Source organism: Novosphingobium profundi (genome assembly GCF_018491765.1).
GTDB classification, from domain to species: Bacteria; Pseudomonadota; Alphaproteobacteria; order Sphingomonadales; family Sphingomonadaceae; genus Novosphingobium; species Novosphingobium profundi.
The window spans coordinates 1-21,606 of sequence record NZ_JABWCU010000036.1 but is presented as its reverse complement, the minus strand read 5'-3'; the positions used below and the strand labels follow the sequence as shown (position 1 = coordinate 21,606).

The window sequence follows — 21,606 nt, the reverse complement described above, 5'->3', positions numbered from 1 at the left end:
CCGCCGCTCCGGCCCCGTCATCACCGTAATCTGCCCCATGCTGCGCTCCTAAGCTCGCTCATACGAGCGCTCTTAAGACCGGTCGTTCACTCACCGGACAAGGCGGGGCTCACCGGATGGGTACGCTCATCGGGCTTAGGGCCGCTTTGAAAGGGGCACCACGAACATGGCCGCGCTATCGTTCCTTTGGCTTCTTATCGGAGTTGTCGCGCTCCCATTCACGGCAGTTTTCGTGTCCGTGCGAAAGGCGTTCGTGTTTGCCTTGATGTGGTCGCTGCCTATGGTCGGCCCACTCATATGGCGCGACATAACTCACCATGCGCCTGCGGTGCACGACGGGAAGGAAGCGCGATCCGGGAAGCATAGGCTCCGCATCGCGCTTCCAGATGCCAGATCAAGCGACAGTCCTCGTCGGCATGAACATGATTGAGTTTGGCAAGAACGCCTGCTCACCATCGCTAGTGCCGATGAGCTGCATCAGATCATGGATCAAAACATCGGCTAGACCGGGCCAGTTTGCCGACAAGCCGAGCAGGTTGTCCAGGGCTCGCACTTTCTGCGCAACATGCAGGAGGTGCGTTCCGGGAGTTAAGATCAAGGCACGCGCTGCCGCTTCGTGAGCATCTTCAGGTCCAGGCGGAAGGTCCTTCCCTTCCGCTTCGGCTTGATCGATCACACAACGCATCACCGCGCACGCATCGCGATAGCGTTCCAGGGCTAAGGTCCATTCGGATTCGCGTGGACGCAGATACCCGGCTAGGTCGTTTTCAGTCATGATTCGCAAACTCCTGTTTTGCGGTTGTGATCAGAGGGCGGCGGTCGGTTGCACCCGACTGCTGCCCTCGCTCTGAGGTGTTGGGTTGGACGGCTCCCAGCGGCATCGCAATGTGCCAAGGTGATTTCGTTGTAGGACTCACATGAAGGAGCCGCCCGTGGAACAGATTATTCGCATAGGGATGGATACGTCAAAGAACGTTTTTCAACTGCACGGTGTCAATTCGGCAGAACAGCCGGTCTTGCGCAAGAAGCTGACGCGCCGGGAGATGGTCCGGTTTTTCGAGAAGTTGCCACCGACTGTCGTCGCCATCGAGGCCTGCGGCAGCGCGCACCACTGGGCGCGTCTTCTCGGTTCGTATGGTCACGAAGTGAGGTTGATCGCACCGCAACTGGCAAAACCTTACGTCAAGCGCGGCAAGAATGATGCGGCCGATGCAGAAGCGCTATGCGAGGCGATGAGCCGCCCCACAATGCGGTTTGTGCCGGCTAAGAGCGTAGAGCAGCAGGCCGCCCTCATGCTCATAGCGATGCGTACCAGGCTCATTCAGAAACGCACGCAGCTCGCCAACACCATCCGTGGCTTTGCGGCAGAGTTCGGAGTTACCGCAGCAACGGGCATGTGCCGGATCGAGCCCCTGCTCGAACGCATCGCGGCGGACGAGGCGATCCCGGAACTGGCACGGGAATTATTTGCGCTTCATGGCAGGGAATATTCGCAGCTCCTGATGGAAATCGAGCGGGTCGAAGCCCAGGTCATGGAATGGCACCGCAATGACGAATGTAGCCAACGGCTCGCAAAAATTCCCGGCGTCGGCCCAATCGGCGCCTCATTGCTAATGATGAAAACCCCAGACCCGCAACAGTTTAAATCCGGGCGAGACTTTGCGGCCTGGATCGGTTTGACACCCCGCGATCATTCGACTGCCGGCAAAGTCAGGCTCGGGGTCATTACACGAGCCGGTGATGAGCTCTTGCGCAGTACACTCGTGGTAGGAGCCACCGCCGTTGTTCAGCACGTCCGCCGTACCGGAGGCAAGAATGCCTCTGTCTGGCTCTTGGGATCGCTCGAACGCAAGAAGCCCAAACTCGTTGCGGTGGCGCTCGCCAACAAGATCGCGAGAATCGCCTGGAAACTGATGGTGAGCGGTGAGCAATATCGAAGAGCAGAACTATCGCCGCCGGCAGTGGCAGCGTGAGAGATTGGCCAGGCACGATGAGCAGCCGTTTGCTATCGTACTGAGCTGATGCCAAATCTTGCAGGAATTGAGCAGATGGTGCGATCGATCGATCCAAGGCGTGTGGCATTCCATCGGCACCAATGGCCGTTCGAGGCCGCTGAGGTGTTTGGAACTCATGCTGCGGAAACCATCTTGGCCAGCGACCATGTGCGGTCGCACCCACAGGCCGGACATATGGACGCAAGCGATCCGATCAAATTCTCCGCACAGCCCTTGCAAGAGGGAGCCGTCCACATATGGTGCTGGAAATCTGGACAGGGTGTTAAGCTCATCCCGACCTAAGGAATGGACGGGAATGAAGAAGACGAGAAAGCGCTACAGCGCGGAATTCAAGGCGAAAGTTGCGATGGAGGCGATCCGTGGTGAACTGACGCTGGCGGAACTGGCTGCGAAGCACGGCGTCCACCATACGATGATCGGGGGATGGAAGCGTCAGGCGGTGGACGGGATGGCCAGCCTGTTCGACGGCGGTGAGCAGGCGTCGAAGACGGAGACCGAAGCGGAAATCGAGAAGCTGCATGCCAAGATCGGGCAATTGCTGGTGGAGCGGGATTTTTTGGCGAAAGCCTCCGGTCGATGAGCGCGGGCCAGAGGCGATTGCTGATCGAGCCTGCTCACCAGCGCCTGTCGATCGCGGCGCAGTGCCGCCTGCTGTCGATCAGCCGGTCTTCCTATTATTATACGCCTGCGCCTCAGAGCGAGGAGACGCTGGCGCTGATGCGGGTAATCGACGAGACGTTCATGGACTGTCCGTGGTACGGCAGCCGGCAGATGGTGCGGCACCTGCAGCGGCTTGGTCATGCGGTGGGCCGCCGCCGGGTACGACGGCTGATGGCGCAGATGGGGCTGGCGGCGATCTACCAGCGCCCGCGCACGAGCGATCCGCACCCGGAGCATCGGATTTATCCCTATCTGCTGCGGGACATGAAGATCGAGCGGCCCAATCAGGTGTGGTGTGCGGACGTGACATATCTACCGATGCGCCGAGGCTTCCTCTATCTCGTTGCGATCATGGATTGGGCCACCCGCAAGGTGCTGGCCTGGCGATTGTCCAATACCATGGACGCGGCTTTTTGCGTCGAGGCTCTGGAGGATGCCATGGCCCGCTTTGGCAAGCCGGACATCTTCAACACCGATCAGGGCAGCCAGTTCACTTCGCAGGCCTTCACCGGCGTGCTGCGGGCGGCCGAAGTGAAAATCAGCATGGATGGCAAGGGGCGCTGGATGGACAACGTCTTCATCGAGCGCCTGTGGCGCTCGGTGAAGTACGAGTGCGTCTATCTGCACGCCTTCGAGACGGGTTCCGAACTGCGCGCAGGCCTGTCCCGCTGGTTCGCCTATTACAACCATCACCGGCCTCACTCACGCCTTGCAGGCAAAACCCCGGCAGAGGCATATGGGCAAATCGACGCTTCAGATCATGGGGGGCATGCCCCCCATGATCTGATCACCAGAATGGCGGCGTAAACAACAACCGGATGAGCTTAACTTAGCCGCAAACCTGTACAGGAAGGCGGGACCACCTCACTCCTTCTTTGTCAGCGCCTTCCGTTGCTTTCGAGGTACGCGGCCCAAGCCTCCTCAATAACCACACCTTGAGTTACCCCCCGACGCTGCGCTTCTTGCGAGATTTCATCAGCGACATTCGGAAGCACTTTGGCATGGACCTGCCCTGTCCTCGGACTTTTAGGCCGTCCACGCCTCCCGCCAGGTTCGCGCTGGACGAAGCCATGTTCGGCCGCGGCCTTGTCGACTGCCTCGACGCGGCTTTGATCGGCCTGCTTTGGCCTCGCCTTAAGTTGCCCAACGTTGATGCTGAAAGGCTTGTCCTCAGGCATCAGCCCCCTCCCCTACCAGTCGCTCAAACACGGCTTTCGCGAACGCAGAAGCGTTCTCTTGCGCGTTCTCGATTTTGCCTTGCGCCGGCATCGAGTAGAGATCTCCGCCGAACTCGAAGAAGCTTGAGAAGGCCGCTCGTTCCATCAGTTCGGGCTTGATCACGTCAACACCCTGATCGCTCAATGAGGCTTCGATCCCCGAATGTTGCTTCGATCGGACAGCCTTCGTCATGGTGAAGACAATCGCAAACGGAATGGAGCGCCCTAACGCCTCCTCTTCTTCTTGAATGAGCGCGATCGTGCGTGCTCCGATCATGGCATCAAGGGTTGTGGCACGCATGGGCGTGATCACGAGGTCGGCCTGGGAGATCGCGCGTGACATAAGGCGTGATGCCACACCCTCAAGGTCAACGATGACAATCTGCCCATCGCGGTCGTGCTCGCGAATGGTCTTGATAATGTCGGATTCGGTAATGTCAGTCAGAACCTTTATCCGGTCGGGCACTGTCCCACGCGCCGCCCATAAGGTGAGTGACTTGTTCGGGTCACAATCGAGCATCGTCACTGGTACGCCAGCATGAGCCAGTTCGGTCCCCAGGATTACGGCGGTGGTACTCTTACCCGCCCCACCTTTGGGCGACGCGATAGCTATGGTCGGCATTGTCTGTCCTCAAACCGCTTAAGGTTATCTGGTATTTAGAATTACCGGATAATCGGAAGCGGCTTTGAACGCTTACCCGGTATTACAGATTACCGGGTTTAATAAAATACCCGGTTTTTGACAAGACCGGGTTTTCTAAAAAACCAGATTTTGAAATATACCCGGTTGTCCGACAAATCTGGTATTTTTCAATACCAGGTAATTAGGAATATCGGATAAGGGCGGCGCACCGCGCCGCCCTTATCCGGTCAATCGTCCTCGTGGTCACGATCCTCTTGGCCGCCGTTACGGACCAGAACCGCAAAGCGCTCGACGATCAGATCAACACGGTACTCGCGTCGGCCCTCACGCTCAAAGCTGCTTTGGCGGACGCGGCCGGTGACGTGGATAAGGTCGCCCTTGCCGATCTTCTTCGCCCGCTCGACGTTCTTGCCGAAGAGGGTGAGATGGTTCCAGTGCGGGTCGTCTTCCCACTGGTCATCGACCTTGCGGCTGTAATTTGCCGCCACATCAAGGAACGCAACCTTGTCCTTGATCTCGATCTTGCCGACGCGACCGATGATCCGAAATTCTGCGATGTTCTGCATGGTCTTTATCCTTCGCTCTCAAGTTGCTGACGCAATTCGAGAGGTGGACCGCCTGACGCGGGCAAGCTGAAAAACGGAGGGTCCGCAACGCGGAAACCGTAGGCGCTACGCGCCGCTTTTCTGCTTGGGGCCGAAGGCTCAGGCCCGCTTAGGAAAGCGAGGACACCAAATGCGTCAAACAGCAACGAAGCGAAGGACACAGCCTTGTCGTGCGATTACGGAACCCGCTTGCCACCGCACAGGCATCGTGATCCGACCGGGAGAATGGCCGAGATGGAACCGACTTCAGTACAGGGAAGGGCAGGGGATGACTAAGCGACTTCAGCCGCCTTCTTCTCGGCATCGAGCCGCTTGTAGATCGCTTGGCGCGTCACGCCGACCAGCTTCGCGACCGCCGATACCTTCATAGCAGCGGGGCCTTCGATCAGCTCCTTGACCTGCTTCCAACGCGCATCGTCCATCACCGGGGGGCGGCCCAGCTTCGTGCCAGCGTTTCGAGCCGCGAGAAGACCCGCGTTAGTACGTTCCTGAATGACGTCACGCTCGAACTGCGCGAAGGCGCCGACCATATGGAAAAACAGGCGCCCCGCTGGCGTCACCGTTTCAAGCTCTTCGGATAAGGACCGAAATCCTACCTTCAATTCACCGAGTAACTGAAGCTCGGTGATGAGGGTCACGAGCGAGCGCGACAGGCGATCCAGGCGCCAGACTATGATCTCATCGCCAGCCCGGGCGAGCTTCAGCATTTCGGTGTAAGCAGGCTTGAAGACCGTTGAGCCGGAGACGCCATGGTCCTCAAATATCCGCTCCGCACCCGCTGCGCGAAGCGCGTCGATCTGCAATCGCATGTTCTGCTCGCCGGTGCTGACGCGTGCATATCCCAGCTTCATTGGGCCGCCTCAATTTCATAGATGGCCTGCCCGTTCATCGAGCGGTGTTTTTCGACCGCGCGCTCCTTGAGAGCAGAACGCAGTCCGGGCGGCATTCGAACGATGAACTGATGGGTCATGTCAGTATCCTTCCGGTTCTTGATTTGTTCAAATCTGAACGGAATGGACAATTCTGTCAACTTAGATGGACATTTTTTCAGATAAGTTGACTACCGAAAAATTCGCAGATTTTGTGCAGTGCACAATGCGCGGAAATGAGCCACTCCTGCGCGCCTGAATTTTGCAGGAGTTGTCAGTCAACTAAACGACCGTTTTGTTGACTGATTCTGAAGCCCACCATTACCTACCTCCGCCCGCGCTTACGGCGATCCGGGTGAGAGGCTTTTCACCTTGCGCCTTCCTTGAGGGCCATCTTGATCAAGCACGCCACCATCCGAGCATCATATGAACAACCTCGCTGTGTATGGCGTCACTTGACACCGAACGCAAGGGCGAGTACTGACAACACATGAAGATCAGGAATGTGATCCACAAAGGGTTGCGCCGCCTTGTGGTCGATGACGATGAGCGCGGTCTGGATCAAGCGGTAGTGCCGAAGCTACGCCGCATGATCGGCTTCCTTCAGGATATGGATAGCGAAGAGGAAATTCGTACCATTCCCAGTTGGAAAGCCCACCTGTTGACCGGTGATCGGAAAGGCACATGGAGTCTGTTCGTCACCAAAAATTGGCGGCTCACATTCAAGATCGACCAGAACGAGATCGAGATCATCGACCTCAATTACGAGGATTACCATTAGGAGGTGGTCATGGCAGCACTTGACGGAATTCGGATGAAGAACCCGCCCCACGTTGGCGGCTTCATCAAGCATGAAATCATCGAACCGTTCGGCCTGTCCGTGACGGATGCCGCCGAGGTTCTTGGCGTTACGCGAGCAACGCTTTCGACATTGCTCAACGAACGCGCGCACCTTTCACCGGAAATGGCCGTGCGGATCGAGAAGGCGTTCGGTGTGTCGATGGCAACGCTGATGCGGATGCAGAACAGCTATGACATTGCCCAAGCCCGCAAGCGGGCCGGGGAAATCAATGTCGCGCCTTTCCAGGGCAAGCCGCTCGACCCGCAGCCCGCACTGGTCTGATAGAGAACAACGTGATTACGACATGCCGCGCCACCGGCGCGGGCAGGGGGATATTTGAATGAAAAGTTTGCTCGAACAGCTGCCGTCCATCGTTGCGGAAGGCAAGCGCGAGGCCGAGCGTGTTATGGAGCGGGCCGAGAGCAACTACCGTCTCGGTTTGCAGACGCGAGAACTGGTTGTTCCCTCGCGGGATACTAATATCGAAGACCTTTTTAAAAATAAAAAGGCAAAGACCGAACAAGATGAGCACCCGAACCGGCTAATCTATGGTGACAATCTTCTGGCAATGGCTACGCTTTTGGCGGGAGAAGATGAGGGAGTATCATTTCGAGGAGCGGTTGACCTTATCTACATTGACCCCCCGTATGACAGTAAGGCTGACTATCGTTCCAGCATAGAAATCTTGGGTGCGGCGTTAGATCAATCCCCTACGGTTCTTGAGCAATTCGCCTACACAGATACTTGGGCGGAAGGCACCACATCATATCTCAAGATGATTATTCCCCGGCTCTATCTCATGAAGGAGCTCCTCAAGCCGGAAGGCTCTATTCTTGTGCATCTTGATTGGCACGTAGGCCACTATGTAAAAATCGCCCTTGATGAAATTTTTGGTCGCGATCATTTTATCAATGAAATTGTGTGGCACTACTACAATAAGATGCAGGGGAACGTGAAGCACTTCCCGAAAAACCATGATGTTATTTATTGGTATCGTAATGGTGAGACGTTTACCTTTAACAAAATCAAGGAAGAACGCGTCGAGAAGCAGCGGCAGCTAAAGCGCGTTTGGAGCAAGGAAAAGCAAAAGCTCGTCAATGCCCGTGATGACGATGGTAATCTTATCTATATTGAGGCAGAGGATCGAGGCGTCGATGACGTTTGGTATATGTCGATGCTTCAACCGGCTGATAAGACTGAAAACCTTGGATATAAAACGCAAAAGCCTGAAACTGTCGTTGAAACGGTCATAGCCGCTGCTTCAAATGAAGGCGATCTTGTGGCCGATTTCTTTGTTGGATCGGGGACGACCGCATCTGTAGCTGAAAGGCTTGGGCGACGTTGGCTTGCCTCCGACCTGGGTAAACCTGCGTGCATGATGACCCGGAAGCGCCTGATCGATCAGGATGCACGGCCTTTTCTCTATCAGCATATCGGTGATTATCAGGTCGAACAGATGCGTTCGACGTTGGGTAGCCGCTTTCGGATCGGCGACCTCGCAGAAATTGTGCTCGGTCTTTATGGGGCGTTGCCGCTTCCTGCGGAAGAAAACCCCAATAAGAATATGGGGCGCTTGCAGGGCAGCAAGACGCTTGTTCTTGCCGACAGCCCGAACAAGATGACCGGCCTGGCCACGTTGCGCCGCGCCATCGAAATCCGCGACAACCTCATGGGAGGTTGGGACAAGGTTATTATCCTGGGCTGGAATTTCTCACCGACCATCGGCCATGACATCGAGGCCTTGGGGCAGGGTGACAGCTTGGAAGTACTCGTTATTCCGCCTGACCTGCTCGATCGTTTGAAAAAGAAGGGCAAAAAGCTCAAACCGGACGAGGTAAGGTTTTCTTCGCTGCAATATTTGAAACTTGGCAACGTCAAACGGAAGGTGACCGGCGACAAAGAAACGCTGACCGTTGCGCTCGACAATTATGTCCTCCTCTCGCCGGAAGCTCTCAACCTTGATGAGAAGAACCGCGAGAAGCTGGAAAAAGTCGTCAATGCTGATCCGCTTGCCCTGATCGAATATTGGAGTGTCGATCCCGACTATGATGGCGAGGTGTTTCGCTCCGTCTGGCAGGATTATCGCGGAAACAATGAGAATGATCCCCATAGGGTCACAAGAAAGGCACAGATCACGGGTTTGCCAAAAAAGGAAGGCAAGCGGCGGGTATGCGTCCGTGTAGTCGATGTGTTCGGATTTGAAGCCGAAGCTACGATCGAGGTGGCATGATGGCGGGGATCAATAGCCTTTCGCTCGCCCAGGGACTTTCTGCGCAGGTCGAGGAAGCGTGCGCCGGACTGGAAACTGGCGAGGCGCCGATCCTCGATCAGGTGTCGTCGATGACGGCTGAATTGCTCAAATGGTGGTTTCAGACGGAATTTCAGGACGCGCGGCGCTTCAATTTTCATCCGGGGCAGCGTCAGGCGCTGCTTAACACCATCTATGCCCATGAGGTGCTTGGCGTCACCACGTTGCAAGACCTCTATCAGGCGGCCGCGCCCGATGTGATGCTTGCCAGTGCGCGCGATGCCGAAGTGATCCGCGCCCCGAAAAACGCCTATCCGAAATACTGCATGAAGATGGCGACCGGCACGGGCAAGACCTGGGTGCTGCAAGCTCTCATGGTCTGGCAGGTACTTAACGCGCACCGAGATCCCGACAGTGAACGCTACACCCGCAACTTCCTTGTCGTTGCGCCGGGCCTGATCGTTTACGACCGCCTGCTCGACGCCTTCATGGGAAAAGAACGCGACGGCAAGCGTGACTTTTCCATTTCCGACCTCGCCATCTTCCAGGAGCTGTTCATTCCCGATGCCTATCGGGATGAGGTTTTCCGGTTCGTGCAGGGTGCTATTTGCCCGAAGGAAGACATCGGCCGCAAAGTCACCGCTGGCGGCATCATCGCCATCGCCAACTGGCATGTCCTGTCCGAGGAAGGCGAGCCGCTTGAAGACGAGGACATCGATGCGCCAGGGGAAGAGATCGATCCCAAGCAGGTAGTCGAAAGCGTACTTCCGCTGACACCTGGTACGAGCAAAGGCAATGACCTCAATGTCCTTAACCGCCGCTACGAGCGCGGCGGCATTCTGACCTATCTCAAGGATTTGCCTTCGTTGATGGTCTTCAACGACGAGGCGCACCACATCCACGAATTCAAGCGAGAAGGGGAGGTGACAGAGGTCGAGTGGCAGAAGAGCCTCAACCTGATTGCTGCCCCTAAGGCGCACCGCTTCATTCAGGTGGACTTCTCCGCCACGCCCTACAACGAAGTCGGCACGGGGCGGAATTCCCGCAAATCCTACTTCCCTCACATCATCGTCGATTTCGACCTCAAGACGGCCATGCGCGCAGGCTTGGTCAAATCGCTCGTGCTCGACAAGCGATCCGAGATCGGGGCGCTCAGCAACGACGAACTCGATTTCAAGGCCGACCGTGACGAGAACGGCGACCCTATGCTGTCCGAAGGGCAGCGCATCATGCTGCGCGCCGGACTGACCAAGCTGCGCAAACTCGAAGCCGATTTCGCCGACCTCGATCCCGACAAGCATCCGAAGATGCTGGTGGTTTGCGAGGACACCTCCGTCACCCCCCTTGTCGCCGATTTCATGCGCGATGAAGGCCTATCGGATGACGAGGTTTTGCGGGTAGATTCCAACCGCAAGGGCGAGTTGAAGCCCGATGACTGGAAGCAGCTGCGTGAACGCCTGTTCGATGTCGATCGCCATGCTTCGCCGCGTGTGATCGTCAGCGTCCTGATGCTGCGCGAAGGCTTTGACGTGAACAATATCTGCGTCATTGTGCCGCTGCGCGCCTCGACCGCGGGCATCCTGCTCGAACAGACGATCGGCCGCGGCCTGCGCCTCATGTGGCGCGGCAACGAATATGACGACATCAAGCGGGAAAACCGCCAGATGATCGCCACCGGCAAGACCCCCGCCAACATGATCGACATCCTGTCGATCGTCGAGCACCCGGCCTTTCAGGACTTCTACGACGACCTCATCAATGACGGCCTGGCCGCCGAAGAGGACGACGATGATGACAGCAATGGCAGCTCGACCGGCGACCTGATTTCGGTCGGCCTGCGCGACGATTATGAGGGCTACGATTTCGCGATCCCGTTCATCCTGCGGGATCGAGTGGAGGAATTGGCTGACGCGCAGATTGACCCGTCAGGCCTCGAATCCTTCGGCGCGTTCTCGCTCGATCAGCTGAAGAAGCAGCTCGGACACGGCGACCGCTTCCATTCCGAGGACGTGCAGGCAAAGACGCGCTTCGGCGACTATCGCGTCCAGGGCGGCGTCATGACCGCCACCGGCTACAACGACTATCTCGCCCGTATCACGCGCCGGATCACCGAGGCGGTCACGCTGACCGACACCACGTCCAGCTCCAAGACCTTCGCCAACGCCGCGAAATTCCCCTACATCCAGATCAATCGCGCCGAATTGGCCGAAGGTCTCGACACCTACATCCGCACCCGCCTGTTTGACCGCGACTTTGTGCCGCTCGATGATGAAAACTGGCGCGTCCTGCTGATCGACGCCGTGACCGAACACATCATCAAGGTCTGGGCGCGTTCGATCCTTGAAGCCGAAGAATCTGTGCTCGTGGCCGACGCCGAGGTTGCGCATCGCCGCCTTTCGGAAGTGCCGAAACTCGCCATGCGCGAAGGTTCATCCCTCGCCGTTAACAAGGCGATCTATTTGCGGTTGCCGTACCCCTCCCGCAACGGCGGCCTCGAACAGGCCTTTATGGAAACCTGCGAGAAGGATGGCAGTGTCGATGCCTTCTGCAAGATCAACGAACAGAAGCACACCTTCGCGCGCCTGCGCTATGTGAAGGAAGACGGCTTGCCCGCCTTCTATTCACCCGACTTTTTCGTTCGCTGTGGCGAGACGATCTACCTTGTCGAAACCAAGGCGCAGGGGCAGCTGTCCTCCCCGAATGTGAAGCGGAAGCGCAAAGCCGCCGTGGCTTGGTGCGATCGCATCAACGAGTTGTCCGAGGATGATCGCAGCAATGCCGAATGGCATTATGTCCTGCTCGGCGAAGACACATTCTACGGATGGCGTGATAAGGGTGGCTCAATCGCTGACCTACTCGCCTACGCCAAGCTGCGGCCAGTGGACGAGAAAACGCAGCCGAAATTCGCGTTTTAGGGGGATCAATGGATAGGGGCGCGCACTTCTTTCAATGCGATTTTCAGATTCATACGCCGCGAGATGCGGCTTGGACCGGACCAGTTCCAACGACTGATGAAGATCGTTTAGCTTACGCAAAGACGTTAATCGCAGGATGCCGAGAAAAAAGCATTCATGCGATCGCCGTCACGGACCATCATTGTATGGCCTTCGTCCCCTTCATTAGACAGGCCGCCCGCGAAGAGCTTGATGGACTGGGAAATCCGGTAAGCGAGACTGATAGAATTATCGTTTTCCCTGGCATGGAACTCACTTTGGGAGTTCCATGCCAAGCCTTGCTAATCTTCGATGCCGATTTTCCTGACGATATGCTGCCGCTCATTACGGTCGCCTTAGCCATAAACCAAAACGACGTTTCGCAGCCAAAGGCTATCAATCCAGTCGTCAGAATGGACGGAATTACGTCCTTTGGCGACCTTTATAAAAAGCTCGACGAGCACGCCTTTTTGCGTGGACGTTACATTGTTTTTCCGAACCTCACCGACGAGGGCAAGCACTCTATTTTCCGAAATGGCCAGCAGGGGAAGTATGCCGAGATGCCCTGTGTGGGAGGTTACTCCGACGGCGAATTCAGCAAGCTTAGCGCCGGCGTCAAAAACCGCATTGCCGGGAAAGACCCGCAATGGGGCAGAAAGCGTGTCGCCTGCATTCAGACATCCGATGCACGCCGATCAGATCATGAGTTTCTCGGCAAACCCTCAACTTGGGTGAAGTGGGCGACACCAACGGCGGAAGCTCTTCGTCAGGCCTGCCTTGCGCAGGAATCGCGCATTTCCCTCGACACGCCACACGTCCCTGAAACCTACATTGCCTCGGTCAGCATCGGCAATTCCAAGTTTCTCGGCCCGCTCGATGCCGAGCTTAACCCCCAATACAGCGCCTTGATCGGTGGTCGCGGGACGGGCAAATCGACCGTCCTTGAATATGTACGGTGGGCGCTCTGCGATCAGCCCCCGTCGAATGTCGATGATGATACCCCGAATTATCAGTCTCGCCGTGCCCGACTGATCGAGCAGACTTTGAAGCCCTTGGGGGAGGGCGTCACCGTCACCTACATGCTCAACGGCGTTTCGCATGTGGTGCGTCGTTCAAGCCTTGACGGCGCTGTGCAGATGAAGATCGGGCGCGAGGAATTCCGACCGTGCTCGGAAGAGGAAGTCCGCACGCTTCTGCCGATTCAGGCTTACAGCCAGAAGCAGTTGAGTGATGTCAGTGTGCGCATCGACGAACTGACCCGTTTCATCACCGCGCCAATCAAGGGCGACCTCGATCGCCTTGACCGGAAGGCAGCTGATCGCGCCAACAACATGCGCGAGACGTTTGCGACCCGGCAGCGGTTTAACGAACTCAACCGCACGCTTGCCAACCGTGTTCTCGAACACCAGTCGATCACCGGCCAAGCGGAAAGCCTGAAGCAGTCGCTGACCGGCTTGTCCGATGCAGATCGCCAAACGCTCGATCAGGCCAATGACTATTCCAACGCCAACACCGAGGTTGAGCGTTGGCAGGCATCGGCCGAAACCATCCGACGCAAAGTCGATGAACTCGCGCAGATCGTCACCGACCAAGCCGGCGCTTTGTCGCCTGTCGCACCCGATAAGCCGGAAGCCGAAGCGGCGATATTGCAGGCGGCACGGCAGGCCTATGCGAATTTCCTTTCGGAAACGCAGACGGCTTTGAACACTCTGTCGCAGTCAGCGGAAGCCATCGCTGAACCTGCACCGGAAGCGGATGCCCCCTGGACGCAGTGGGACACCAAATACGCGGCTTTCAGGGCGCGCTATAATGAGGCGGTCGAACGCTCTTCTTCGCATCGTGAACGGCTCGAACAACTGCGCAATCTGGAAGCCCGCGCGGCGGAACTGGCTGCGGAATCTACCCGCACCCGTGAAACTCTGGCGTCTCTGAAATCTGCCGGAACGCTGTTCGATACCGCGCGAGGGGAGTGGTTGTCGGCGCAGGAAGAGCGCGATGCTCTGCTAACCCGCGAAGGCGAGGCATTGACCGAGCGTTCCGAGGGCGCAATTCGTGTGACCCTAAAACCCTATGCCGATGCGAGCGCGTTCGTGGATCTGCTCCGGCAGAACCTCACCGGCTCGCGCGTCCAATCTGCCAAAATCGAGGATTTGGGGCAGTATATCGTCACTGCCGAAGCCCCCAAGATGACGTGGCTGAAAGTGCTCGGCGAACTCGAAAAGCTGGCTGAATTCGAGCCGGGGAATGCGGTTGCCGAGGAACGCCCTGCTGCGCCAACACTGACAGCGGCAGGCCTGAAACTCGACCAGCTTGATCGCATGGCGCAGTATCTCAAGCCCGAAACCTGGCTCTCGCTCGCCCTGACGCCCATCAAGTCGGTGCCGGTCTATGAATTTCGCGCCAAAGAGGCGGACTATATACCCTTCAAGAATGCGTCTGCCGGTCAACAGGCGACCGCGTTGCTGCGCACTTTGCTCAATCAGCCCGGTCCTCCGCTCATTGTAGATCAGCCCGAGGAAGACCTCGACAACCCTGTCATGTTGCAGATTGTCGAACAGCTATGGGCTGCGAAGCGAATTCGCCAGATCGTGTTTGCCAGCCACAACGCCAATCTCGTTGTGAACGGCGATGCCGAGCTGGTCATCTGGTTTGGCTATCGCAATAGCGACGATCAATCTCGTGGCACGATCAAAGGGCAGGGCGCAATCGACATTCCCGACGCCCGCGAAGCGATCAAGCAGATCATGGAAGGTGGCGAGAATGCGTTTCGCTTACGGCGCGAGAAATATGGATTTTAGCTTTCACGTCACCGCCAAAAAAAGAGGCCGGTGGCGCGTTTGCGCCACCGGCCAGCACATTAAGCAACCTTGGACATTTCGCCTTCGTCCGTGGGCTGCTCGGGAAGAGGTGTAAAGCGGCGGGCAGGTTCGGGCAGCCAGCCAACGGGAAGCCGCTCGTTAACGGCAATGGCAAGGTCGCCCTTCTTCATCTTGGCACAATTCCCGGCGGCATCCTCGCCGCATTCATCGGCCAGGATTGCCAGCAGGCTCGTCTTCTTGAGCCGGTCGAAAAAGGTCTGGCCCGGGGTCCAGTGCTGGCGAAGATCGAGGTCAGCGGCATCGCCGTACTTGTCGGCAGTGGCCTGCCGGGCACCGATCCCGCCGTGATTGAAGATCGTGCCGTTGAGCGTGGTCGCGACCAGTGCGGCAAGCAACTGCATCTTGTCAGCCTCATCCATCGCGCGGATTGCCTCGAAACGGCCATCGGCAGGAATGTCCGCGAACCGCTCGACAAGCTGGGCAGGAAGGACGGCAAGACGGCTGCCATCCAGCATGTCCTGTTCGACCGTGTGGCGGGTTACGGTCAGATGAATGTCGGCGGCAAGGTTGTAGCTGTGCAGGCCGTGGAGCAACTGCGCGGCCATGCTGTCCAGCAGAATGTCGAGAGCAAGGGCAGGCTGCGCCGCAACTTCCTGTTGCAATGCCATCGTGCGGATGGCTGTCAGCCGCTCAATCATGCTAGCGGCATAAGGACCGGATTCTTCGGCCTTGGCGCTGGGCCGCTCGACGTAAACGGTCCAGTGGCGAAGGACCAAATCGCCTTTGTAGCCGAGATAGGCACAAACCCCGCCGTTGGCCTTCTGCGTGTCAGTGAACGCCTCGAAGCCTTCCGTAAAAGCATTGCGCTGCTCAAACAGCGTGGCGGCTTCCTCGCTGTCCTCACTGCCTTCGGCTTCCAATGCTTCAATCTGAGCATCGAGCGCGGCCAGCTGGGCCGCTTCCTCGTCGGTCGGTTCGCGCGTCTCGGGGCGCAGATAGCCACGGCTGTAAATGTCGTGGGGAGCCTCGGCGGCAACTTCGACGATCTTCCAACCCTCGGCCTCGAACCCGGCCCGAATGCTCTCCAGCTTGGCGGAAACCAGTTCGTCCAGCAAAGCTAGATCATCGGCATACCCCGTCTCTCCAAACAGGTCGCGGGTGATCGTGCCGCCCGCTACCTCGTAGGCTTCCAGACCGACAAAGCAGAAGGTCGATGAATCGGTGCGAACCTTCTCGGTCGTCAGAGCGCGGCGGATAGCGGCGGGACTGTTGCCACAACGCTCAAATGCCTCGATCTGTGCGGCATGATCCTCGCTCATGGTGAGCGCCTGAGCGGCTTCCATGCCGATCTTGTCGGCAGCGAAGGCTTCCAGAAGGGCAGGGGCCAGACTGCCAAGGCGCAGCAACTTGGCGACATGGCCGGTGCTGTAGCCAAAGCGGGCTGCAATATCCTCGGCGCTCATCCCGCCTTCATCGCGAAGCTGGGCGAACGCAGTGACGGCATCGGCAGGGTGCATGTTCTCGCGCTGGGTGTTCTCCACCAGCGAAAGCTCGATGGCCTCGGCCTTGTCCTTGATGATGACGGGGACAGGAAAGGCAGCAGTCACGTCCTTGCGCTTCCTGAGCAACTCGAGCGCGCGAAAGCGGCGCCCCCCAGCAAAGACCCAGAACTTGCCGCCTTCCTCGTAAACGCCAAGGTTCTGGATGAGGCCGTGCGCGTGAATGTCGTCGGCCAGAGCCTCAATCCCGGTCGGCTCGACCTTGCGGACGTTGAGGGGGGAAAGGCGGAGCTGCGACAACTTGAGAGTCATGGTCATGGTCGAAAATCCTCGAAAATAGGGGAGAAGCGAGGGCGACGGCTGCGCCGCCCTCGATGCTGGCCGATCAGTATTCGTCGGCGCGAAGGATCGTGATGACGCGGCAGGTCACACCCGGATCAACCGGGTCGTGCGATCCACCCTCAAGCGCGGCGTCGTAGCAATCGATCTTCCAGAAGCAGCGGGTTTCCTTCCACTCGAACGCCCCGAAGTCGCGCTCACCATGGGGGTCGTTGTCTTCGCTGAAATCGGCAAAATCGCGCACGATGCGCAGCAGGGCGGCGGTATCGATCCAGAACGGCGAAAGGTCCGTATCCTCGATCAGGGCGCGAATGCCCTGGGTCAGCACCACGCGCCCACGCTGGGGATTGCTAAGGTCGGCCCGCAGTTCATCGTTGAGAGTGGCAACGCGCGCTGCATATTCCCCGCGTTCGTCGTCGGACATTTTTGCGAAATCTGGCATGTGCTTGTTTCCCTTTTTCCTGATGGAGCCGAAGGCGATGGCGTCCATCGACTTCTGCCCGCTGGCGAAGCCGGGGGGTGGGAATGCACATGGAGAGCTGATCGCGGCGGAGGGGGATCACCCGCCCTGCACGGGAGCGTCAGCGAAGGAAGGGTGGGGATACCGCCGCGATCACCAAGCGCAGCGCGGCCTGCCGCGCGAAGACGGCCCGGCTCTTGGGCAGGGAGGGGGAGGCCGCCCCCTCCTTAGTCGGACAGGCAAGCCTGGCGGCCGCGCCGCCGCATCTATGAGCGAGGATCGTCACCCGTATGGGACGAAACCGTGGCATACGGGTTCGGTCGGAGCGAAGCGGAGATAGAGCCGTGCCGCAAGGTCGCTCCCGTTCCCCTCATCGCCAAAGGAAATTAAAGCCCGCCGAAAGGTGGGCCTTTTCTTTTTCCGCCAGTGGCTTGGCGCAACAGGCATCATGGACGGTGTCGAGCCGGATTGCTAGGCTCATCCCATGACCGAAATTGCCTCCCTTTTCCCTCGTTGGGCCTCAACCTGGGGCGAGCTGGCGCGCACGAACGCGCTGGCGCGATCGCAGTGCCGCTGCTGCGGGATGCAACAGCGGGTGGACGTGTCGATCCAGATTTTGCGCTTTGGCTCGCACGGCTCCCCGATCGACCTGCGCGACAAGTGCATGGTTGTCGGTTGCTACGGTTCCGTTTTCTATCTGGTGGCCCGCACTTACGGGCGGCAATGGATTACGATGGAAACGGGTAGAGAACCACGCGAGACAGTTGCTCCAGGCGTCAACGCAATCTCTCTTGATCTCGGTTCTCGCTCTTCCAGATCGCGTTAGACCTCCACACGCAGGCGCTATAAACAGCCTGTAAGGAGGCGCGATTTCGCCTTAAAAAGGGCATATTTCGGGCGTTTTAGGCCCCAAAACGCCCGAAATTCCGCATACCCGCATTTCGAGGACGGCTGTGCCGCCGCCCTCGGGATCTCCCTCACGCGGCGATCGTCTGCACAGGCGCATCCATATGGGACAGGATCAATTCGCTGGCAGCCTGTGCCGCGCTGGCAGCGCGGAAAATGGCCCGCTTATCATTCCGCAGGGCGGTCAACCAAGACGCCACGTAAGCGGCATGGTCCTCGCGCTCGGTCGGCTCCATGCCAAGCTGCGCGCAAAGCATCGCGGCGCCGATCTCCGCAATCAACTCTTCCTCGGCGCGAATTTCGCGGGCCTTGCTGTAATCGCGCAAGGTTTCGCGGGCCAGGCGCTTGGCGCTCCCGGTGCTGTGCACGGCCTCATGCGCAAGGGTCGCATAGAAAGCGTTGCCGCTTTCGAAGTCACCAAAGGCGGGCATCTGGATACGGTCGGCGGCAGGGTCATAGAAAGCGCTCGGGCCGCCCTCGGCGTAGGGGACCGGCCAGCGGGCAAAGGCGTCGTCCAGCTCCGTATCGCGCTCGTCGCGGTTCTTCATTTCGACGGCAGGCGCGGGATACTTGGACATATCGAGCCCGTCGATCTGCTCGACGTTGAACACAACATAGCGCTTCAGGAATTTGCGGGTTGCTTCCTCGCCCTCGCTGTTGGTGACAGGCTCGCCGGTTTCGCCGTCCTTGGGGGTGAAGGTTCCGGCATGAACGACAAGATTGCCCTTTTCGCCCTTGCGGACCTGCCCGCCCAGCTCGGCGGCTTGGCGGTAGGTCATCCAATAGGGATTGGCGTAGCCGCGCGTCATGGCGGCGGTCCAAAGCAAAAGGATATTGATCCCCCGGTAGGCGGTGCCCTCGTGACGACGCGGAAGAGAGGCAAGGCCCGATGCCCAACGGGGCGACCACGGACGGGTGCCCTCTTCGAGCATGTCGATAATCTGGTTGGTGACTTCCTCGTACACGTCTGCGCGCGGGGCGGTGTTGTGGCGGGTGGTCTTGGTCTTGCGGGTCATGTGCTGGTTCCCCTTTTTCCTCATGGAGCCGAAGGCGATGGCGTCCATCGGCTTCTGCCCGCTGGCGAAGCCGGGGGGGTTGAACCGGCACCGGAGGGCCGATCGCGGGGGAGGGGGATCACCCGTCCTGCACGGGAGCGCAGCGGACGGAAGGATGGGGACACCCACGCGTGAGCCAAGCGCAGCGCGCCTGGCGCGCGAAGACGGCCCGGCCCTTGCCGGGAAGGGGGGAGGCCGCCCCCCTTGAGACTGACAAACGAAAAAGGCCGCGCTAGCGCGGCCTCCACTTCGAGCGAGTATCGTGACCTGAATAGGCCGAAACCGCTTCGTGGGTTCGGTCGGAGCGAAGCGGAGATAGAGCCGTGCCGGCAGGCCGCTCCCGCTCCTCCCCGTTTTAGTTGTCCTGCTCGCCCATCTTGCGCGCCAGGATCGAGAAGGAATCCGCGATCAGCTCGGTCTTGTAGACGATCCCAGCGTCCCCCGAATGGCTGTTCTCGCGGGTCCGCCCGGTGATATGAACAAGGTCGCCTTCCTCGGCGTTCTCGACCTGGGCGGCGATCTTCGGAAAGCATACGACGCTGTTCCAATGCGTATCGGTCTTCCAGTCGTCCCCGTCCCTGCGATTGTAGTTCGACGCCACGCTGACATAGGTAACCTTCTCCAAAGGACGGATTTTTCCGATACGTCCGATAATCCGAAATTCAGCGATGTTCTGCGGCATCGAGGTCTTCCTTTCAGGCAGTGCGCGGCGCCCTCGCCGGGTTGTCAATTTAAGATGGATTAAAATTTCATTTAGTTGACGATCCTGCGACGACCTCGTTGCCATGCCGGAAGTGATACTTCGCGATGTTCTGAGGCGTTGCGTAGGTTTGGTAAGCCGCAATCCAGTTCTCGCTGATTGCCTTTTGGGCGGTCGCAAGCGGCACTTCGTGCCGGCAGACCAGGCGCCACAGGACATAGGCGAGATCGTTCTTATCCTTGGCGTTTGCGCGGCCCTTTCGGGGCTGAAGCCAGAGATCCCTTTCATTGAACGGCGCACCGCCAATCGAGATTGGAATAAGGTGGTCCAGCTCGTAGTCGGCCATGCTTTGGCCGGGATGCTGCTGATCCATGAGGCGGCGCTTGTACGGGCCGGTGATTGCATAGGCGGGGCGGGCCGAGCGGGCGTAGCCCGGTCGGCAGATAGTCCGATCTATGTTCTCCTGGGTCACGGCGGGGTCGATCGCTCCGGGCACGCCCTTGGGCGGGAGCCTGTCGGGCGTGATGAAAGCGCTGTCGACGCCGTTCATGGTCTGAACAAGGCCGGTTCCGGCCGCGCACACGCTGCTCGGCGCGAAGTCGGAGCAACCAAAGCTCTTGCGGTCCTGCGGATGGTTCCACCAGGCCGCGACCGCGACAAACGCTAGGCCGCCCAAGAGCGCGGTTGCTCTCACGCGCGCGCTTTCAGCTTGGCCATAAGCGCATCGTTCCAATCGCAACGCGGCGGGGGAGAGACAATTTCAAGGGCGCGGCCGTTCGCAGTGAGGTTTTCGGACCCGCGCTCGATGGCATCGGCCGCGGCCCTTCCGTGCTGCGAATAGATCACGACGCGGCGAACGTGATCGGGAATGAAGATGCTGGCGTAGCGTTCAACGCCGCAGACGGCGGCGCAACCCGATAGGTTGTTGAGGACAATAGCGGATTCTGCGTCCTCGAATCCTTCGGCCAGGTTCATGGTGTCGCTGGCGGGTGCGCCGAGTTGCACGACACTGCCGCGTGGATCGCCCAACGTGCGCTTCGGCTCGTCGAGTTGCGAAGATTTCCTACCGTCTCTGTCGAGGAAGATCCGCAGGAGCGCGCGCAATTCGCGGCCCTCAGTCATGGGCAAGATCAAGGCGGGCAAGCGCAGCTTGCTCCCGCCCTCATAGGTTATCGCGCCTGGCGCGAAGCGGCCGGCGCGAGAATGTCCGATACCGCGCTGCTCTTGGTAGAGCTGGCCGGGCGTGCCTTGCAGGGGAAGCGTGTAATCCCAAAGCTGCTTGCACAAGGGTGTCAGGTCACGCGCTGGTTCAGGCGGCCGAGTATCTCGGCCCGTGATCGCCGGATTCATCTGTCGGTTCTTGAGCGCGGCCAGGATCTCGTCTTGGGAGCATCCGGCAAAGCAGTGGAAGGCGTCACCTCAAGGTTTGTGCGCCAGACAACGATTTGGCGGACATAATGAGAACACTGGCTATGCCACGAGTTTGAAGCGGGCCATGGGATCGTTGAGGGTGCGGAACTCGCCAGGGGAGAGCCGGTTTGCCCTTTGCCACAGATAGTCGCCGGTCAAACTGATATGCACCCAGCCCATCGGCGAGAGATGGGCAAGCAGCGCATCATCGAAGGTGCCGCCGGATGATTGGAGATGCTGGGCGGCCCTGTCCATATAGACGGCTCTGTTGCAAACATTGGTGACGGCCGGGCAGCGTCACCCCGTCTGGGGATCAGGCAGCATTGGCAAAATGCTGATTGAGCACGTCCATGGCCTCGGTCATGACCGAGGGGCCAATGCCAAATG

The 21,606-nt window shown here is 58.8% G+C and carries 21 protein-coding genes; 8 read left to right on the top strand and 13 right to left on the bottom strand.

Going from position 1 to position 21,606, the window contains the following annotated elements:
- Positions 1–394: 394 nt before the first annotated feature.
- Positions 395–775 (bottom strand): hypothetical protein, encoded by a 381-nt coding sequence (locus tag HT136_RS24670; protein ID WP_039396102.1) that lies wholly within the window; start codon positions 773–775, stop codon positions 395–397.
- Between the two features lie 157 nt (positions 776–932).
- Here HT136_RS24670 and HT136_RS24665 point away from each other — a divergent pair, with 157 nt between their 5' ends.
- Entirely contained in the window at positions 933–1,973 is a 1,041-nt protein-coding gene (locus HT136_RS24665; protein WP_039396099.1) for an IS110 family RNA-guided transposase, read from the top strand.
- Between the two features lie 337 nt (positions 1,974–2,310).
- Positions 2,311–3,482 (top strand): IS3 family transposase gene (locus HT136_RS24660; RefSeq protein ID WP_085997526.1). Its coding sequence is split into 2 segments (ribosomal slippage): positions 2,311–2,575 and positions 2,575–3,482, totalling 1,173 coding nucleotides; the frame shifts between segments, so codons are not numbered across the junction.
- Positions 3,483–3,553: 71 nt separating this feature from the next.
- Here HT136_RS24660 and HT136_RS24655 read toward each other — a convergent pair.
- The 5 genes from HT136_RS24655 to HT136_RS24635 form a co-directional block, all read right to left on the bottom strand.
- A complete protein-coding gene (locus HT136_RS24655; protein WP_084592320.1) occupies positions 3,554–3,853 on the bottom strand; it encodes a chromosome partitioning protein ParB in 300 nt (99 codons plus the stop codon).
- Positions 3,846–4,514: a ParA family protein gene (locus HT136_RS24650; protein ID WP_039396087.1), complete on the bottom strand. Its 669-nt coding sequence runs from the start codon at positions 4,512–4,514 to the stop codon at positions 3,846–3,848. Before HT136_RS24650 ends, HT136_RS24655 begins: the two co-directional genes overlap by 8 nt.
- 248 nt (positions 4,515–4,762) lie before the next feature.
- The gene (locus HT136_RS24645) at positions 4,763–5,101 is read right to left on the bottom strand and encodes a single-stranded DNA-binding protein (protein WP_039396084.1); all 339 of its coding nucleotides are present in this window, start codon (positions 5,099–5,101) and stop codon (positions 4,763–4,765) included.
- 311 nt (positions 5,102–5,412) lie between these two features.
- A complete protein-coding gene (locus tag HT136_RS24640) occupies positions 5,413–5,991 on the bottom strand; it encodes a recombinase family protein (RefSeq protein ID WP_039396081.1) in 579 nt (192 codons plus the stop codon).
- The gene (locus HT136_RS24635; protein ID WP_084592319.1) at positions 5,988–6,110 is read right to left on the bottom strand and encodes an Arc family DNA-binding protein; all 123 of its coding nucleotides are present in this window, start codon (positions 6,108–6,110) and stop codon (positions 5,988–5,990) included. The genes HT136_RS24640 and HT136_RS24635 overlap by 4 nt, the downstream gene beginning before the upstream one ends.
- 389 nt (positions 6,111–6,499) lie before the next feature.
- On the opposite strand from HT136_RS24635, the gene HT136_RS24630 reads away from it, so the two are divergent.
- From HT136_RS24630 to HT136_RS24610, 5 genes are read left to right on the top strand one after another with little or no spacing between them, the layout of a single operon-like run.
- A complete protein-coding gene (locus HT136_RS24630; RefSeq protein WP_039396078.1) occupies positions 6,500–6,790 on the top strand; it encodes a type II toxin-antitoxin system RelE/ParE family toxin in 291 nt (96 codons plus the stop codon).
- A 9-nt stretch (positions 6,791–6,799) separates the two neighbouring features.
- Positions 6,800–7,132: a HigA family addiction module antitoxin gene (locus HT136_RS24625; RefSeq protein WP_039396075.1), complete on the top strand. Its 333-nt coding sequence runs from the start codon at positions 6,800–6,802 to the stop codon at positions 7,130–7,132.
- A 58-nt stretch (positions 7,133–7,190) separates the two neighbouring features.
- Positions 7,191–9,080: a DNA methyltransferase gene (locus tag HT136_RS24620; RefSeq protein ID WP_214202485.1), complete on the top strand. Its 1,890-nt coding sequence runs from the start codon at positions 7,191–7,193 to the stop codon at positions 9,078–9,080.
- Complete coding sequence (locus HT136_RS24615; RefSeq protein ID WP_052322700.1) at positions 9,077–12,013, top strand: DEAD/DEAH box helicase family protein; 2,937 nt, start codon at positions 9,077–9,079, stop codon at positions 12,011–12,013. Before HT136_RS24620 ends, HT136_RS24615 begins: the two co-directional genes overlap by 4 nt.
- A gap of 8 nt (positions 12,014–12,021) precedes the next feature.
- Positions 12,022–14,829 carry a TrlF family AAA-like ATPase gene (locus HT136_RS24610; protein ID WP_039396069.1) on the top strand — a complete coding sequence of 936 codons (2,808 nt, stop codon included), beginning with the start codon at positions 12,022–12,024 and terminating at the stop codon, positions 14,827–14,829.
- 59 nt (positions 14,830–14,888) lie between these two features.
- Here the strand turns inward: HT136_RS24610 and HT136_RS24605 are convergent, their stop codons facing one another.
- Both HT136_RS24605 and HT136_RS24600 read right to left on the bottom strand, forming a co-directional pair.
- A complete protein-coding gene (locus HT136_RS24605) occupies positions 14,889–16,661 on the bottom strand; it encodes a ParB/RepB/Spo0J family partition protein (RefSeq protein ID WP_246544401.1) in 1,773 nt (590 codons plus the stop codon).
- A gap of 73 nt (positions 16,662–16,734) precedes the next feature.
- The gene (locus HT136_RS24600; protein ID WP_214202483.1) at positions 16,735–17,130 is read right to left on the bottom strand and encodes a DUF3768 domain-containing protein; all 396 of its coding nucleotides are present in this window, start codon (positions 17,128–17,130) and stop codon (positions 16,735–16,737) included.
- Between the two features lie 502 nt (positions 17,131–17,632).
- Here HT136_RS24600 and HT136_RS24595 point away from each other — a divergent pair.
- On the top strand, positions 17,633–17,974 hold the full coding sequence (locus tag HT136_RS24595; RefSeq protein ID WP_144401054.1) for a hypothetical protein: 342 nt from the start codon (positions 17,633–17,635) through the stop codon (positions 17,972–17,974).
- A 151-nt stretch (positions 17,975–18,125) separates the two neighbouring features.
- On the opposite strand, the gene HT136_RS24590 is transcribed toward HT136_RS24595, so the two are convergent.
- From HT136_RS24590 to HT136_RS24570, 5 genes are all read right to left on the bottom strand, one after another.
- Positions 18,126–19,118 carry an ArdC family protein gene (locus tag HT136_RS24590; protein ID WP_343222312.1) on the bottom strand — a complete coding sequence of 331 codons (993 nt, stop codon included), beginning with the start codon at positions 19,116–19,118 and terminating at the stop codon, positions 18,126–18,128.
- Between the two features lie 346 nt (positions 19,119–19,464).
- Positions 19,465–19,791: a single-stranded DNA-binding protein gene (locus HT136_RS24585; RefSeq protein ID WP_039396059.1), complete on the bottom strand. Its 327-nt coding sequence runs from the start codon at positions 19,789–19,791 to the stop codon at positions 19,465–19,467.
- Positions 19,792–19,858: 67 nt separating this feature from the next.
- A complete protein-coding gene (locus tag HT136_RS24580) occupies positions 19,859–20,503 on the bottom strand; it encodes a hypothetical protein (RefSeq protein WP_242405080.1) in 645 nt (214 codons plus the stop codon).
- Positions 20,500–21,159 (bottom strand): DUF7146 domain-containing protein, encoded by a 660-nt coding sequence (locus HT136_RS24575; protein ID WP_242405079.1) that lies wholly within the window; start codon positions 21,157–21,159, stop codon positions 20,500–20,502. The genes HT136_RS24580 and HT136_RS24575 overlap by 4 nt, the downstream gene beginning before the upstream one ends.
- Before the next feature lie 120 nt (positions 21,160–21,279).
- Positions 21,280–21,474: a Tn3 family transposase gene (locus HT136_RS24570; protein WP_425516917.1), complete on the bottom strand. Its 195-nt coding sequence runs from the start codon at positions 21,472–21,474 to the stop codon at positions 21,280–21,282.
- Positions 21,475–21,606 lie beyond the last annotated feature (132 nt).

Coding starts and splice junctions, on each gene's coding strand:
- HT136_RS24670 (WP_039396102.1), bottom strand. CDS start 775: ATGACTGAAAACGACCTAGCCGGGTATCTGCGTCCACGCGAATCCGAA.
- HT136_RS24655 (WP_084592320.1), bottom strand. CDS start 3,853: ATGCCTGAGGACAAGCCTTTCAGCATCAACGTTGGGCAACTTAAGGCG.
- HT136_RS24650 (WP_039396087.1), bottom strand. CDS start 4,514: ATGCCGACCATAGCTATCGCGTCGCCCAAAGGTGGGGCGGGTAAGAGT.
- HT136_RS24645 (WP_039396084.1), bottom strand. CDS start 5,101: ATGCAGAACATCGCAGAATTTCGGATCATCGGTCGCGTCGGCAAGATC.
- HT136_RS24640 (WP_039396081.1), bottom strand. CDS start 5,991: ATGAAGCTGGGATATGCACGCGTCAGCACCGGCGAGCAGAACATGCGA.
- HT136_RS24635 (WP_084592319.1), bottom strand. CDS start 6,110: ATGACCCATCAGTTCATCGTTCGAATGCCGCCCGGACTGCGTTCTGCT.
- HT136_RS24630 (WP_039396078.1), top strand. CDS start 6,500: ATGAAGATCAGGAATGTGATCCACAAAGGGTTGCGCCGCCTTGTGGTC.
- HT136_RS24625 (WP_039396075.1), top strand. CDS start 6,800: ATGGCAGCACTTGACGGAATTCGGATGAAGAACCCGCCCCACGTTGGC.
- HT136_RS24620 (WP_214202485.1), top strand. CDS start 7,191: ATGAAAAGTTTGCTCGAACAGCTGCCGTCCATCGTTGCGGAAGGCAAG.
- HT136_RS24615 (WP_052322700.1), top strand. CDS start 9,077: ATGATGGCGGGGATCAATAGCCTTTCGCTCGCCCAGGGACTTTCTGCG.
- HT136_RS24610 (WP_039396069.1), top strand. CDS start 12,022: ATGGATAGGGGCGCGCACTTCTTTCAATGCGATTTTCAGATTCATACG.
- HT136_RS24605 (WP_246544401.1), bottom strand. CDS start 16,661: ATGACTCTCAAGTTGTCGCAGCTCCGCCTTTCCCCCCTCAACGTCCGC.
- HT136_RS24600 (WP_214202483.1), bottom strand. CDS start 17,130: ATGCCAGATTTCGCAAAAATGTCCGACGACGAACGCGGGGAATATGCA.
- HT136_RS24595 (WP_144401054.1), top strand. CDS start 17,633: ATGACCGAAATTGCCTCCCTTTTCCCTCGTTGGGCCTCAACCTGGGGC.
- HT136_RS24590 (WP_343222312.1), bottom strand. CDS start 19,118: ATGGACGCCATCGCCTTCGGCTCCATGAGGAAAAAGGGGAACCAGCAC.
- HT136_RS24585 (WP_039396059.1), bottom strand. CDS start 19,791: ATGCCGCAGAACATCGCTGAATTTCGGATTATCGGACGTATCGGAAAA.
- HT136_RS24575 (WP_242405079.1), bottom strand. CDS start 21,159: ATGAATCCGGCGATCACGGGCCGAGATACTCGGCCGCCTGAACCAGCG.
- HT136_RS24570 (WP_425516917.1), bottom strand. CDS start 21,474: ATGGACAGGGCCGCCCAGCATCTCCAATCATCCGGCGGCACCTTCGAT.